We start from the raw sequence: 13,307 nt of genomic DNA, 5'->3' as shown, positions 1-13,307 counted from the left end.
GAAATAATGACCATGTTCGAGCACCTCAAAACCTTCTTCTCGGCCAAGACCCCGCCGAAGAAACCGCTGCCCGAGCCGGACGCCCGCCTCGCCCTCGGCACGCTTCTCGTGCGCGTCGCCATGGCGGACGGCGCTTATCTCTTTGAAGAGGTTGAGGAAATAGACCTGATCCTCAGTCAGGCTTACGGTTTGAAGCCGCTTGAAGCCGCGAAGATGCGCGCGACCTGTGAACAACTCGCCCTGCATATCAAGGACGACCGCGCCATGGCTGAACGTGTCCGCGCCGCCGTAGACTACGAACATCGCCTCACCAAGGTGGCCGCGCTTTGGTCCGTGGTCATGGCCGACGGCGTAAATGATGAGCGGGAACAAGCACTTGTGGAGCTGATTGAAGACACGCTCGGCATCGACCGCTCCGACAGCGAGGCCGCCCGCGCCGAGGCCAGCATCCCGTAAGGCCGAAACTTGCCGAAACCCGGCAAGCCTGCGAAAACACGTTGGAAAAATCGGGATTTATGTGTAACGCAGGCACATGTTTGCCGATTTTCTCAGACGTCTCACGACACCGGACCCCGCCCCGCTCGATCGGGCCGACGCCCGGCTCGCCCTGACAGCGCTCCTTGTCCGCGTGGCCCGCTCCGATGGCAGCTATGATGCTGAGGAGAAAGACAAAATAGACCGTATCATAGCGGCCCGCTACGACCTGTCGCCGTTCGAGACGGCCGATCTGAGGACCCGTTCAGAAAGCCTTGAGGCAGAGGCCCCCGACACCGTCCGCTTCACCCGCGCCATCAAGGACGCCGTGCCCTACGACGAACGTATTGCCGTGATCGAAGCGCTCTGGCAGGTCGTCCTCGCCGACGGCCATCGCGAGGCGGAGGAGGACGCGCTGCTGCGGCTGGTCTCGAACCTGCTGGGCATTCCCGATCTCGACAGCGCTCTCGCACGGCAAAGGGTTGAAAAGAGATGATATCTTCGCTTCCCATGTATGACCGCGCGGAATTGCAACCCGCCAATGACGCGCTTTGGTCGCTGGTTCGGGAGCACCTTGGCTTCGGTCCCGAGACGCTTGACCGCGAGATCGGCCTCTGGGAAGGCTGGGAGCATCCCGATCTGGTGCTTGGACAGACCTGCAACCTGCCGTACCGCACGCGTCTGCACGGCAAAGTCCATGTCGTCGGCCATCCGGATTTCGACCTGCCGCATTGTCCGCCGGGCACCTACAATTCCGTTCTGATTGCACGGCAGGACGATCCCCGATCGCTCGAAGAGCTGTTGCGTGCCCGGGTGGTCATCAACCAGGATCACAGCCAATCCGGCCACCTGAGCCTTTGGGATCATGCGGACCCTCTCGGAATAAAGCCCAACATAACTGCGGAAAGCGGCGGGCACGTCGCCTCCGTCCGGATGATCGCCGACGGGGATGGCGACATTGCCGCCATCGACGCACACACGTGGAGGGTAATCCGTCGCTACGACCCGCACAGCAGCACGCTGCGCGAGATCGTCCGCACACGCCCGACGCCGGCGACGCCTTACATCTGTAGCCTGAGCCACGATCCGGTCCGTATCCGCGAAGCCCTGGCCCATGCCATCGCCGCGCTGCCCCTCGTCCATCGCATTGCGCTGAATCTGAAGGGCGTGGTGCAGCGGCCCGTGTCGGAGATGATGGCCCTGCCGCATCCGCCGCATCTGATGGCAACCGCCTGACGCAGCGTCGGAAAAGCCGATTTCCCGATTGCATCGCGGGCCTGCTTTGCGCCAAGCTGCCGGGCAACCCAGCACCGCGAAAGGCCCGCCCGTGACCGACAGCCCCGTCATCGAGATCCGCAATCTGCACAAGGCCTACGGCAGTCTGGAAGTCCTCAAAGGCGTTGATATCACAGCAAGAAAAGGCGACGTGGTCTCGCTGATCGGCTCGTCCGGGTCCGGCAAGTCGACGTTACTTCGGTGCTGCAACCTGCTCGAGGACAGCCAGCAGGGCGACATCCTGTTCAAGGGCGAGCCGGTGCTCTGGCACGGGTCCGGGCATGGCCGCCGCCCTGCCGATCCCAAGCAGGTTCTCCGTATCCGGACGAATTTGTCCATGGTGTTCCAGCAGTTCAATCTTTGGGCGCACATGACGATCCTGCAGAATGTCATGGAGGCGCCAGTCACGGTGCTGGGACGGGATCGGGCCGAGGTGGAGGCCGCCGCGCGCAAGTATCTCGACAAGGTCGGCATTGGCGACAAGTGCGACAACTACCCGGCGCAGCTGTCCGGCGGGCAGCAGCAGCGTGCCGCCATCGCGCGGGGCCTGTGCATGGAGCCGGAAGCGCTGCTCTTCGACGAGCCGACCAGTGCGCTGGACCCGGAACTGGAACAGGAAGTCATCCGGGTCATCCAGTCGCTGGCCGAGGAAGGGCGAACCATGCTGATCGTGACCCACGACATGAAGATGGCCGCCGACGTCTCCGATCACGTCGTCTTCCTGCACCAGGGGCTGATCGAGGAGGAAGGCCCGCCGGATCGGCTTTTCGGCAATCCGCAGTCCGAACGGCTCAAGGGCTTTCTCTCGGCAACGTCGCACATTTGATCAAACGCCTGTTTGTCCAGCAGCGTGACCCGACGCCCCTCTTGTATTCGACGCTTTTTCGCATAACCCTGCCGGCATCAAATCCGCCGGGTAACGCGCGGATGGATCCAACAGGGAGACTACCGATGAAGAACCTTCTGCTTTGCACCGCCGTTCTGGCGCTCGGTGCCGGTGCGGCCTTTGCCGAAAGCCATTCCGTCGTCCGCATGGGCACCGAAGGCGCCTACCCTCCGTATAACTTCATCAATGACAAGGGCGAGGTCGACGGCTTCGAACGCGAACTCGGCGACGAGCTTTGCGCCCGTGCCAGCCTGACCTGCGAGTGGGTCACCAACGATTGGGACTCGATCATCCCGAACCTCGTGTCGGGCAACTACGACACCATCATCGCAGGCATGTCGATCACCGACGAGCGCAAGGAGCAGATCGACTTCACCCAGAACTACACCCAGCCGGACCCCTCCGCCTTCCTCGCGCTGGCCGGCGGCTCGCCTGACCTCATGGGCGGCGTGATCGCGGCGCAGACCGGCACGATCCAGGCGTCCTACGTGGCGGAGAGCGGCGCGACGCTGCTCGAATTCGCCACGCCGGACGAAACCATCGCGGCGGTACGCAACGGCGAAGCCGACGCGGTGCTGGCGGACAAGGCCTACCTCGATCCGATCGCGGCGGAGAACGACGACCTCGAGTTCACGGGTGAGAACGTTCTGATCGGCGGCGGCGTGGGCATGGGCCTGCGCAAGTCCGACACCGAGTTGAAGGACAAGTTCGACGCGGCCATCCAGTCCATGAAGGACGACGGCACGCTGAACGCGATGATCACCAAATGGGAGATCGGCGAGACCTTCTGAGGCTTGCTCGCCTGTGAACCAGGAAAAGCTGCGCGGCGGTGCTGCGCAGCTTTTTCATTGACGTTGTGTCACATGGATTGGCACGCTGTCGTCATTCGTTTTCAACCGAAAGGAATAGCCATGTTACGTTTCGTCGCTGCCGCCCTTTTTGCGGCCTTCGCGGTCCCGGCTTCCGCCGCCATCGTGACCCCGACAACCGCCACCACCAGCACCAATTTCAGCTTCACCTACCGCGGAGCCAACACCATCAACGGTTCCGGCCTGTCTACGGTCGGCGATCCGGCCGCGACGCACGCGCCCTATTCCAGCACCACAAATGGCAATCATTGGACCACCGCCAACGGCGATGTGGCCAGCGCCTGGATCCGGTGGGGGTTTTCCAGCCTCGTCGACTTCGGCGGCCTCTATATCTGGAACCATCAGTCCACCTTTCCAGGGCTTGCAGACAACGGCGGTTACGAGCCGATCACCTTCGATCTGTCGGTTTCGGACGACACCACGACACTGGCCAGCTGGAGCGGTCTGAGCCTGGCACCAGACACCAACCTCAGCCAGGCTTTCTCACTGACCACCCCGATCTCCGGCGTCAGGTTTGTGACGTTTACGGTGGTGGAGACGCAAAACCCGTTTACCCCTTACACCGGGCTTGCGGAGGTGCTGATCTCGGATACGGCAATCGCGGGCGCGACGGCGCTCTCCCCGGTCCCGTTGCCCGCATCCGGCTTGCTGCTTCTCGCGGCACTGGGCGGCGCGGGCCTGGCACGGCGGCGCAGGACGTGAGGAAAATCCGGCAAGGGTCTTGCGTGAAAGGCGATTTTTCGCGCACAGTCGCCTGATCCAGACACAAGAGCGAAGCCGGACACCCCTTGTTCTCCCATTGCACCGATCCCGCCAGCCTTGACGGACTTGCCTGGCTGTCGTGCTACCTGACCACGGGCAAGCACCTGTCGATCTACTGGTCCGTGGGTACGGTGCTGCTTCTGCTCGCCATCACTGCCCCGGTGGCGCTGCTTTTCGGCTTCGGCGGGGCCGCGGCCGCGCGCTCGCATATCGCCCCGCTGCGCTGGCTCGGCAAGGCCTATATCGCGGTGGTGCGCGGCGTGCCGGACATCGCGTTCTTCCTGTTCTTCGTCATCGCCCTCGACCAGTTCTTCGAATGGATACGGCACAAGGTGAAATGCCCCGACTGGGACATGCCAATCCGGCAGGGCAACGATTTTGTCGTCTGCCCGGAGGCCAAGCTGCCGCTGGGCAATGCGGCGCAATCGGTGCATGAGACCTACGGCTTCCTGCTGGCCGTGCTGACCTTCGCCATCGTCTTCGGAGCCTTCGCCGCCAACGTGCTGTTCGGCGCGATGAAGGCGGTGCCCCGGGCGCAAATGGAGACGGCGGAGGCCTATGGCATGAGCCACCGGCAGGCGTTCTGGCGGATCATGGTGCCGCAGATGTGGGTCTATGCCCTGCCGGGACTCTCGAACCTGTGGATGGTGCTGATCAAGGCGACACCGCTGCTATTCCTGCTGGGGGTTGAAGACATCGTCTATTGGGCGCGGGAGTTGGGCGGGTCAAAGACGGCGCGGTTCACGGACTATCCACACGGCGATTGGCGAATGTGGTATTTCCTTGCGCTGCTGATTTTCTACCTCGCCTTCACGCGGGTCTCCGAGGTCGTGCTGGGCCGGATCATGAAACGCCTGACGCACGGGCAGGCGACGGCGGGCGGCGAAGCGCAGAGGAAGGCGGCATGACGTTGTCCGAGCGCGTGAAAATTTTGCCGGGACAAAATTTTGGTTGGGGGCTCTGCCCCCGTCCTGCGGACTCCCCTGGAGGTATTTGGGAAGAGAAGAAACACGGGGGGCTGCGTGAACATGGCTGACGTGAGTTGCCTTGAGACCATCGCCGACTATGGCCTGCGCTCGCTGGGGATCGGCGAGAGGCTTCTGCCGCGCGAGGGCTATACGCTCTGCCAGCAGATCACGCTGATCGGCTCCGGGATGATCTGGAACATCTACTTCGGTCTGCTGGCGCTGGTCTCCGGCTTCTTCCTCGCCACGGCGGCGGCGCTCGGCAAGGCCTCCGCCAACCCGGCTCTGCGCAAACCCGCGGAATGGTTCATCTTCGTCTTCCGCGGCAGCCCGCTGTTCATCCAGTTTTTCTTTGCCTACTTCCTGTTCCTCAGCCTGAAGGGCGTTTCGTCCTTTTTCGATCCGTTCACTTCGGCCTGGCTCGGGGCGCTGATCGTCCTGTTCCTGAACACCGCGGCCTACAGCGCCGAGATCTTCCACGGGGCGCTGCTGTCGATTCCCCGGGGCGACCTCGAAGCCGCCGACGCCTATGGTTTCAGCGGCTGGACCAAGTTCCGGCGGATCACCTGGCCGACGATGCTGCGGCTCGCATGGCCTGCCTATACCAACGAGGCGATCTTCCTGTTCCATGCCACGACGCTCGTCTATTTCTCCGGCTTCCCGGCATTCCAGCAACGCGGCGATGCGCTCTATTATGCCAACTACTTTGCCGACAAGACTTTCAACCCGTTCATCCCTTACCCGATCCTGGCCGGATTCTTCATCCTTTTGACCCTGACGGTCATCGGCAGTTTCGGCCTCGTGAACCGGCGTCTGAACCGGCATCTGCCGCAGGATGTGCGGCGCAAGCTGAAGCTGCGTCCCAACCTGCTGCGCTGACATCCGAAGGTTACGTTGGGTCACCAGCGCAAGATGGTTGCCGACCCTCGGCCCTTTTCTTAAAGTCGCACCTACGACACTGATTTAAAGGGCCAAATTTCATGAAGACTCTGCTCGCGATCGGTGCACTCATCGGCTTTTCCGCTGCCGCAGAGGCGGCCACCTACAGCGTAACCTTCAGTTTTGCCAACCGCCCCGGTCTTAGCGGCGAAGCGCAAGTGACCGGCATTGCGCGTGGCCTGACGCTCGGCGTCACCGGCGTCCAGGCAAGCAGCGTGCAGATCACCGGCTATGACGTGTCCGGCACACCGAGCGCCTTCGGGCTTGGTGAGTACGTCCTGCCCGGCGCGGTCCGGATGAACTACTGGACACTGGACGCCCTCGGCACCGTGCTGACGGCCCGGTTCATCTCGAACCAGACCGACGCGACCCCGTCCGTCAGCCCGGCTTACGGGCTCGCCATGACAAACGACAACACCCCTTACGGCAGGCCGGCGTCCAGCATCTTTGCCGACGTGCCGAGCAACACCTCTCCGAACGCCTACACCAACGCCAATCTGACCTTTGCCCAAGCGGTGGAGGAGACCTCCACCGTGCCGCTGCCCGCAGCCGGTTGGCTGATGGTCGCCGGGCTCGGCTTCCTCACGGCGCTGAGGCGGCGCCGGGCCTGATATCCGGAAAGCTGTCTTCAGCAGCATCGGTCCCGCGCCTTGGCTGTCGCGGGACATCTTTTTGGGCGCAACAAGTTTTCGCAACTGCAATGTCTTGCCCGAGAGCTTTTCTTCCGTCCCTTCGCGACGGCCTCACGGCAACTGCGGGACCGATCTACAAAGCGCGCTCGCTGCAATTTTCAACGCCGGAATGCGCCGCGACGGGTTTTGTCCGAGTGCCTTGAACACCGCCCTTGCCAGCCGCAAAAGCGGGCGCTACAAATTTGATCAAATTATCCGCTCCCTTGAAAGAAGGTTCCCATGACTGCCCCCTCAGACTGGCTGCGCAAGAATCCCTCGGTGCGCACCATCCGTGTTGCCGCCTGTGATCTCAACGGCGTGCCGCGCGGCAAGCGCATTCCCGCACGGTTCGCGGACAAGGCAGTCCAGGGGGGCACACGGTTTCCGATGTCGGCGCTGAACCTCGATATCTGGGGCGAGGACATCGACGACAGCCCGCTGGTGTTCGAAACCGGCGACCGCGACGGGGTGCTCTGGCCGACGGAACGGGGCTTCGTGCCCATGCCCTGGCTCGACTCGCCCTCCGCCTTGCTGCCGATCTGGATGTTCCACGAGGACGGCCGACCGTTCGACGGCGATCCGCGCCATGCGCTGGCCCGCGTCGTCAAGCGATACAAGGACAAAGGGCTGACCCCGGTGGCGGCGGTCGAGCTCGAATTCTTCCTGATCGACGACAGCACCCGTAACCTGCAGGTGCCGGCCTCGCCGCGTACGGGCAAGCGGCGCAAGGCGGCGGAAATCCTGTCGATCCGGGCGCTTGACGCCTTCGACGCCTTCTTCACCGACCTCTACGAGGCCTGTGAGGCCATGGACATCCCGGCCGATACCGCGATCTCGGAGGCCGGTCTCGGTCAGTTCGAGATCAACCTGATGCACCAGTCCGACGCGCTCGCCGCCGCTGACGATGCCTGGCTGTTCAAGATGCTGGTCAAGGGGTTGGCGCGCCGGCATGGCTTTGCCGCATCCTTCATGGCCAAGCCCTACGAGGATTACGCGGGCAGCGGCATGCATGCGCATTTCTCCGTGCTGGACGCCCAGGGCAGGAACATCTTCGATGACGGCACGGAGAAAGGCACCGACAGGCTCCGGCATGCGGTGGCGGGCTGCGTCGATGCGCTGTACGACAGCACGCTGATCTTTGCACCGCACCAGAACAGCTATGACCGGCTCGTGCCCGAGGCGCATGCGCCGTCCGGCATCTGCTGGGCCTATGAAAACCGCACTGCGGCCATCCGCATCCCCTCCGGCGCGCCCGCCGCACGGCGGATCGAACATCGGGTGGCGGGCGGCGACGTGAACCCATATCTGGCGCTCGCGGCCATCCTTGGCGCGGCGATGAACGGCATGGACGACGAGGCGGAACCGCCGCAACCGATCACCGGCAATTCCTATGCGCAGGATCTGCCGCATATTCCGTCCGACTGGGGCACCGCGATCGAGGCCTTCGAAGCGTCGCAGATCATGCCGCGCATCTTTCCGGAGAACCTCATCCGCAACCTGCTTTTGACGAAGAAGCAGGAACTCCATTATATGGCGGAACTGACTGGCGCGGAGCAGGTTGAAATCTACCTCGATACGGTGTGACCTGCCCCCGGCAACAATCCCGAACCTTGGGTGAACCATGAAAATCGGCATCTTGCAGACCGGCCTGCCGCCCGAAGACCTCAAGAAGGACTTCGGCAGCTACCCCGGCATGTTCGAAACCCTGCTGGCCGGGCGCGGCTTTGACTTCCAGAACTGGTCGGTGGTGGAGGGCGACTTCCCCGCCGGTCCGGACGACGCGGACGGCTGGCTGATCACCGGCTCACGGCACGGCGCCTATGAGGACCATCCCTGGATACCGCCATTGGAGGACCTGATCCGCGCCATCGTGGCGGCGGACAAGCCGCTTGTCGGTGTGTGTTTCGGACATCAGATCATCGCGCAGGCGCTTGGCGGCACGGTGGAGAAGTTCAAGGGCGGCTGGTCTGTCGGGCCGACGACCTATGCCTTCCCGGACGGACCGAAGACCATCCAGGCCTGGCATCAGGACCAGGTGACGGTGGCGCCGGAGGGGGCCGAGACCGTGGCCTCGTCCGACTTCTGCAAACACGCCGCCCTGCTCTACCCCGGCAAGGCCTACACCGTGCAGCCCCACCCCGAATACGGCGACGGTTTCATCGAAGGTCTCATCGAGACTCGCGGCAAGGGTGTTGTCCCCGACCCGCTGCTGGCGCAGGCCCGCGCCCGGATGGGCACGCCGCTCGACCGCGGTGCCCTCGCCGACCAGTTCGCGCGGTTCTTCCAGACAAGGAGCCTCTCATGAGCGACGACTTTCTCGACCAACTCCCCGAGGCCGCCCGCGCCTATCTCGAAGGGCGGCGGCTCGACGAGGTGGAATGCGTGATCTCCGACTTCCCCGGAATCGCCCGGGGAAAGGCCGTGCCCGCGACGAAATTCGCGCGGCAGAAGCACTTTCACCTGCCCGACTCGATCTTCTTCCAGACCATCACCGGCGACTGGTCCGAAGAGGCGGCGGAGGATGTCGGGTTTCTCGAACGGGACATGATCCTGCGGCCCGACATGAGCACGGCCACCGCCGCGCCCTGGACCGGCGACTGGACGCTGCAGGTGATCCACGACGCCTTTGACCGCAAGGGAAAGCCGGTGCCGTTCAGCCCGCGCAACGTGCTGCGGCGGGTGGTCGGGCTGTACGAGGCGCAGGGCTGGACGCCCATCGTGGCGCCGGAGATGGAATTCTACCTCGTCGCCCGCAACCTCGACCCGGCCAAGGAAATCCTGCCGATGATGGGCCGGTCCGGGCGCCCGGCGGCGGCGCGGCAGGCTTATTCCATGACCGCCGTGGACGAGTTCGGCCCGGTGATCGACGACATCTACGATTTTGCCGAGGCGCAGGGCTTCGAGATCGACGGCATCACGCAGGAAGGCGGCGCGGGTCAGCTGGAGATCAACCTGATCCATGGCGATCCCGTCCGGCTGGCAGACGAGATCTTCTACTTCAAGCGGCTGATCCGCGAGGCGGCGCTGCGGCACGATTGCTTTGCCACCTTCATGGCCAAACCCATCGCGGACGAACCGGGCAGTGCCATGCACATCCACCACTCGATCCTCGACAAGAAAACCGGGGAGAATATCTTCGCCGGCCCGCAAGGGGGCGAGACGGATGCGTTCTTCCACTTCATCGGCGGGCTGCAGACGCATCTGCCCTCCGCGATCGCGGTGCTCGCGCCTTATGTGAATTCGTATCGTCGGTATGTGAAAGACCACGCCGCGCCGATCAACCTCGAGTGGGGGCGGGACAACCGCACCACGGGCATCCGCATCCCGATTTCCGACCCGAAATCGCGGCGGGTGGAGAACCGGCTGGCGGGGATGGACTGCAACCCCTATCTCGGCATCGCGGCCTCGCTGGCCTGCGGCTATCTCGGGCTGATGGAGGAGCGCTGGCCGTCCAAGCAGCTCAAGGGCGATGCTTATGAAGGCGAGGGCGATATCCCGCGGGTGCTGGGACAGGCGCTGGAGCAGTTCGAAGAAGCGACGGCGCTGCACGAGGTCCTCGGCAAGGAATTCGCGCAGGTCTACATCGGGGTGAAGCATTCCGAATACGACGAGTTCCTCCAGGTGATCAGCCCCTGGGAGCGCGAGCATCTGCTGCTGAACGTGTGACCCATGCTCTCCATCGGGGCTCCGCCAACGGGTGCCCGGGGCGCCTCCCCGGGGAGTGCTTGCATAGAGACGAAAGACGGGGGACATCCGTAGTGAACCTGCTCCATGCCAATGATGTCAGGGGCGCGTACCCCGCAAGCTGGTACGCCGAGACCGCACCGGCGCCGGAGCGGTTCGCGCCGCTCAAAGGTGCGGCGCGGGCAGATGTCTGCGTGGTCGGTGGCGGCTATACCGGGCTGTCGGCGGCCTTGCACCTGGCCGAAGCCGGGCTGGACGTGGTGTTGCTGGAAGCGCAGCGCGTGGGGTTCGGCGCGTCGGGGCGCAACGGCGGGCAGCTTGGGTCCGGGCAGCGGCTGGATCAGCAGAAGCTGGAAACACTCGTGGGCCGGGACCGGGCCCGGCAATTCTGGGATCTCGGCGAGGAGGCCAAGGCCCTCGTCAAGGCACTCGTGGCACGCCACGAGATCGACTGTCACCTGAAGGATGGCGTCGCCTGGTCCGGCACGTCGGCAGCCTCGGTCCGTGACCTGCATGGCTACGCGGATCACATGGCCCGCCAGTACGGCTACGACATGGAGGTACTGGACGCAGAGGCGTTCCACGCGCTGTGCCCCTCGCCCGCCTACAAGGGCGGCATCCTGGACATGGGCGCGGCGCACCTGCATCCGCTGGCCCTTGCGCTCGGCCTCGCCAAGGCCGCGCGGGCTGCCGGGGTGCGTATCCACGAGCGCTCCGAAGTGCATGACATCCAGCACGGCACCCCCGTCCGGATCGCGACAAACGGCGGCCATGTTCAAGCCGACCACCTGATCCTCGCCTGCAACGGCTATCTCGGGGGACTCGCGCCACGGGTGGCCTCCCGTGTCATGCCGATCAACAATTTCGTCGTCGCCACCGAGCCCCTCGGGGCGCGGGCCAGCGAGGTGCTGACCCGCGATGTGGCCGTTGCGGACGATCTCTTCGTGGTGAACTACTTCCGTCTCAGCCACGACGGGCGGCTGCTGTTCGGTGGCGGCGAAAGTTACGGCTACAAGTTCCCGAAGGACATCCGGGCGGTTGTCCGCAAGCCGCTTCTGCAGATCTTTCCGCAGCTGGCGGACGTCAGGCTCGATTATGCCTGGGGCGGCACGCTGGCCATCACCATGAAGCGCCTGCCGCATCTCGCACGGCTCGCGCCCAACGTGCTGACCGCCTCCGGCTATTCCGGGCACGGCGTCGGCAACGCCGTGCAGGCCGGCAAACTGATGGCCGAGGCGGTCAAGGGCCAGAGCGCCGGGTTCGACGCCTTCTCCGCCCTGCCCTGCCCGCGCTTTCCCGGTGGACCGGGCTTCCGTACGCCGCTGCTCGCCCTTGCCATGAGCTGGTTCGCGCTGCGCGACCGGCTCGGCCTGTAACGGTCTGGTAAAAGCGTTTCCCATTCGCCACGCGGCCTCGTGACGCCTCGTCCGGTGCGCGAAAACACTTGGCCTGCGCCTGCGGGTATTTTACATTTTCGAAAACGACTATTCGGGAAATTGAAAATCATGACGCCGAACATGCATGATGCCGAGAGCATCCCCGAGGCCGCCCGCGCCGAGATCGACCGGCTTCTCGCTTCCGGCGACCTGTTTCGCTACACCGCTCCGCAGGACGCGCCGGTCGCCCTGCTGGAGCGGGAGTTCGCGGCGGAGATGGGCGTGAAATACGCGCTGGCGGTCAGCAGCTGCTCCGCCGCGCTGTTCCTCTCGCTCAAGGCACTGGATCTGCCCCGCGGAGCCCGCGTCCTCATCCCCGGGTTCACCTTCGCCGCGGTCCCTTCGGCGGTGGTGCATGCGGACTGCGTGCCGGTTCTCTGCGAGGTCGGCGAAAATTACCGCATTGATATCAGCGACTTCGAGGACAAACTTGACAGCGTTCAGGCGGTGATCGTCAGCCACATGCGCGGCCATACCTCCGACATGGACGCCATCATGGCGCTCTGCGACGCGCGGGGCATCCCGGTAATCGAGGACGCGGCGCATTCGCTCGGCACGCTCTGGGACGGGCGCAAGATCGGGACCATCGGGAAAATCGGGTGCTTCAGCTTCCAGAGCTACAAGCTGCTGAACGCGGGCGAAGGCGGCATCCTGATTACCGATGACGCGGACCTGGTCGCCCGTGCTGTCATCATGTCCGGGGCCTACGAGCACATGTGGCAGAAGCACCTGACCCATGGCGACAACTCGGCGGCGCTTGAAGAGGCCCTGGCACGCTGGCAGAACAAGCTGCCACTGTACAACCTTCGCCTTGGCAACCTCTCCGCCGCCGTGATCCGTCCGCAGATCGCCGAGATCCCGCGCCGGGTGCGGGACGGGCGGCGCAATCACGACCGCGTGGCGGCGGCGCTGGACCGCAGCCCATGGCTGTGCGTCCCGCCCAAGCTCGACCCGGAGGAGCGCGCACCGGATTCGCTGCAGTTCAACCTCGAAGGCATGAGCGACGACGAGGCCCGCGCCTTCGCCCGCCTGGCCGGGGAGAATGGCGTCAAGGTGCAGGTGTTCGGGATGAACACCGACAACGCGCGGGCCTTCTGGAACTGGCAATTCATGCCGGAGATGCCGGAGTTGCCGCGCACAAGGGCGATGCTGATGCGGGCCTGTGACACGCGTCTGCCCGCACGGCTGACCGAGGCCGACTGCGACTGGGTCTCGGCGGTTCTGGTCGAGGCTGCGGAGACGGTGATGGGACCGCTCAGGGCCTACGGGACGTGACGGCGGGCGGGATCCGGACTCTTTGAAAGAGTCCGGACCGATTTCTTTTCAAGAAATCGGCACTGCCGGAC

General features: G+C 64.3%; 14 protein-coding genes. All 14 read left to right on the top strand.

All coding sequences use genetic code 11. The annotated features are described in order from the left end of the window. Window positions 1-6 precede the first annotated feature (6 nt). The gene (locus tag ACP159_RS06635; RefSeq protein WP_425098868.1) at window positions 7-456 is read left to right on the top strand and encodes a TerB family tellurite resistance protein; all 450 of its coding nucleotides are present in this window, start codon (window positions 7-9) and stop codon (window positions 454-456) included. A 76-nt stretch (window positions 457-532) separates the two neighbouring features. Beyond that, window positions 533-970, top strand: coding sequence for a TerB family tellurite resistance protein (locus ACP159_RS06630; protein WP_425098867.1), 438 nt, complete (start codon window positions 533-535; stop codon window positions 968-970). A gap of 14 nt (window positions 971-984) precedes the next feature. Continuing rightward, window positions 985-1,710: a phosphate/phosphite/phosphonate ABC transporter substrate-binding protein gene (locus ACP159_RS06625; RefSeq protein WP_425098866.1), complete on the top strand. Its 726-nt coding sequence runs from the start codon at window positions 985-987 to the stop codon at window positions 1,708-1,710. Between the two features lie 91 nt (window positions 1,711-1,801). Beyond that, window positions 1,802-2,575 carry an ABC transporter ATP-binding protein gene (locus ACP159_RS06620; protein WP_425098865.1) on the top strand — a complete coding sequence of 258 codons (774 nt, stop codon included), beginning with the start codon at window positions 1,802-1,804 and terminating at the stop codon, window positions 2,573-2,575. 125 nt (window positions 2,576-2,700) lie between these two features. Further along, window positions 2,701-3,426 (top strand): transporter substrate-binding domain-containing protein, encoded by a 726-nt coding sequence (locus ACP159_RS06615; protein WP_425098864.1) that lies wholly within the window; start codon window positions 2,701-2,703, stop codon window positions 3,424-3,426. 120 nt (window positions 3,427-3,546) lie between these two features. After that, the gene (locus ACP159_RS06610; protein WP_425098863.1) at window positions 3,547-4,206 is read left to right on the top strand and encodes a VPLPA-CTERM sorting domain-containing protein; all 660 of its coding nucleotides are present in this window, start codon (window positions 3,547-3,549) and stop codon (window positions 4,204-4,206) included. Window positions 4,207-4,292: 86 nt separating this feature from the next. Beyond that, window positions 4,293-5,174, top strand: a complete 882-nt coding sequence (locus ACP159_RS06605) for an ABC transporter permease (RefSeq protein WP_425098862.1) — start codon at window positions 4,293-4,295, stop codon at window positions 5,172-5,174. A gap of 129 nt (window positions 5,175-5,303) precedes the next feature. Further along, window positions 5,304-6,110 (top strand): ABC transporter permease, encoded by an 807-nt coding sequence (locus ACP159_RS06600; RefSeq protein WP_425099045.1) that lies wholly within the window; start codon window positions 5,304-5,306, stop codon window positions 6,108-6,110. A gap of 101 nt (window positions 6,111-6,211) precedes the next feature. Continuing rightward, window positions 6,212-6,781 carry a VPLPA-CTERM sorting domain-containing protein gene (locus ACP159_RS06595; RefSeq protein WP_425098861.1) on the top strand — a complete coding sequence of 190 codons (570 nt, stop codon included), beginning with the start codon at window positions 6,212-6,214 and terminating at the stop codon, window positions 6,779-6,781. 300 nt (window positions 6,782-7,081) lie between these two features. Continuing rightward, on the top strand, window positions 7,082-8,425 hold the full coding sequence (locus ACP159_RS06590; RefSeq protein ID WP_425098860.1) for a glutamine synthetase family protein: 1,344 nt from the start codon (window positions 7,082-7,084) through the stop codon (window positions 8,423-8,425). Window positions 8,426-8,462: 37 nt separating this feature from the next. Then, entirely contained in the window at window positions 8,463-9,146 is a 684-nt protein-coding gene (locus tag ACP159_RS06585; RefSeq protein ID WP_425098859.1) for a type 1 glutamine amidotransferase, read from the top strand. Further along, window positions 9,143-10,507 carry a glutamine synthetase family protein gene (locus ACP159_RS06580; RefSeq protein ID WP_425098858.1) on the top strand — a complete coding sequence of 455 codons (1,365 nt, stop codon included), beginning with the start codon at window positions 9,143-9,145 and terminating at the stop codon, window positions 10,505-10,507. Before ACP159_RS06585 ends, ACP159_RS06580 begins: the two co-directional genes overlap by 4 nt. Before the next feature lie 92 nt (window positions 10,508-10,599). Next, the gene (locus ACP159_RS06575) at window positions 10,600-11,901 is read left to right on the top strand and encodes an NAD(P)/FAD-dependent oxidoreductase (protein WP_425098857.1); all 1,302 of its coding nucleotides are present in this window, start codon (window positions 10,600-10,602) and stop codon (window positions 11,899-11,901) included. Between the two features lie 129 nt (window positions 11,902-12,030). Continuing rightward, the gene (locus ACP159_RS06570; RefSeq protein ID WP_425098856.1) at window positions 12,031-13,236 is read left to right on the top strand and encodes a DegT/DnrJ/EryC1/StrS family aminotransferase; all 1,206 of its coding nucleotides are present in this window, start codon (window positions 12,031-12,033) and stop codon (window positions 13,234-13,236) included. The last annotated feature ends 71 nt before the right edge of the window (window positions 13,237-13,307 follow it).

This window comes from Tropicibacter sp. S64 (genome assembly GCF_049803835.1).
Taxonomy (GTDB): Bacteria; Pseudomonadota; Alphaproteobacteria; order Rhodobacterales; family Rhodobacteraceae; genus Pacificoceanicola.
This window is presented reverse-complemented; position numbering and strand designations above follow the sequence as displayed.

Coding starts and splice junctions, on each gene's coding strand:
- ACP159_RS06580 (WP_425098858.1), top strand. CDS start 9,143: ATGAGCGACGACTTTCTCGACCAACTCCCCGAGGCCGCCCGCGCCTAT.
- ACP159_RS06625 (WP_425098866.1), top strand. CDS start 985: ATGTATGACCGCGCGGAATTGCAACCCGCCAATGACGCGCTTTGGTCG.
- ACP159_RS06595 (WP_425098861.1), top strand. CDS start 6,212: ATGAAGACTCTGCTCGCGATCGGTGCACTCATCGGCTTTTCCGCTGCC.
- ACP159_RS06585 (WP_425098859.1), top strand. CDS start 8,463: ATGAAAATCGGCATCTTGCAGACCGGCCTGCCGCCCGAAGACCTCAAG.
- ACP159_RS06630 (WP_425098867.1), top strand. CDS start 533: ATGTTTGCCGATTTTCTCAGACGTCTCACGACACCGGACCCCGCCCCG.
- ACP159_RS06615 (WP_425098864.1), top strand. CDS start 2,701: ATGAAGAACCTTCTGCTTTGCACCGCCGTTCTGGCGCTCGGTGCCGGT.
- ACP159_RS06610 (WP_425098863.1), top strand. CDS start 3,547: ATGTTACGTTTCGTCGCTGCCGCCCTTTTTGCGGCCTTCGCGGTCCCG.
- ACP159_RS06635 (WP_425098868.1), top strand. CDS start 7: ATGACCATGTTCGAGCACCTCAAAACCTTCTTCTCGGCCAAGACCCCG.
- ACP159_RS06570 (WP_425098856.1), top strand. CDS start 12,031: ATGACGCCGAACATGCATGATGCCGAGAGCATCCCCGAGGCCGCCCGC.
- ACP159_RS06590 (WP_425098860.1), top strand. CDS start 7,082: ATGACTGCCCCCTCAGACTGGCTGCGCAAGAATCCCTCGGTGCGCACC.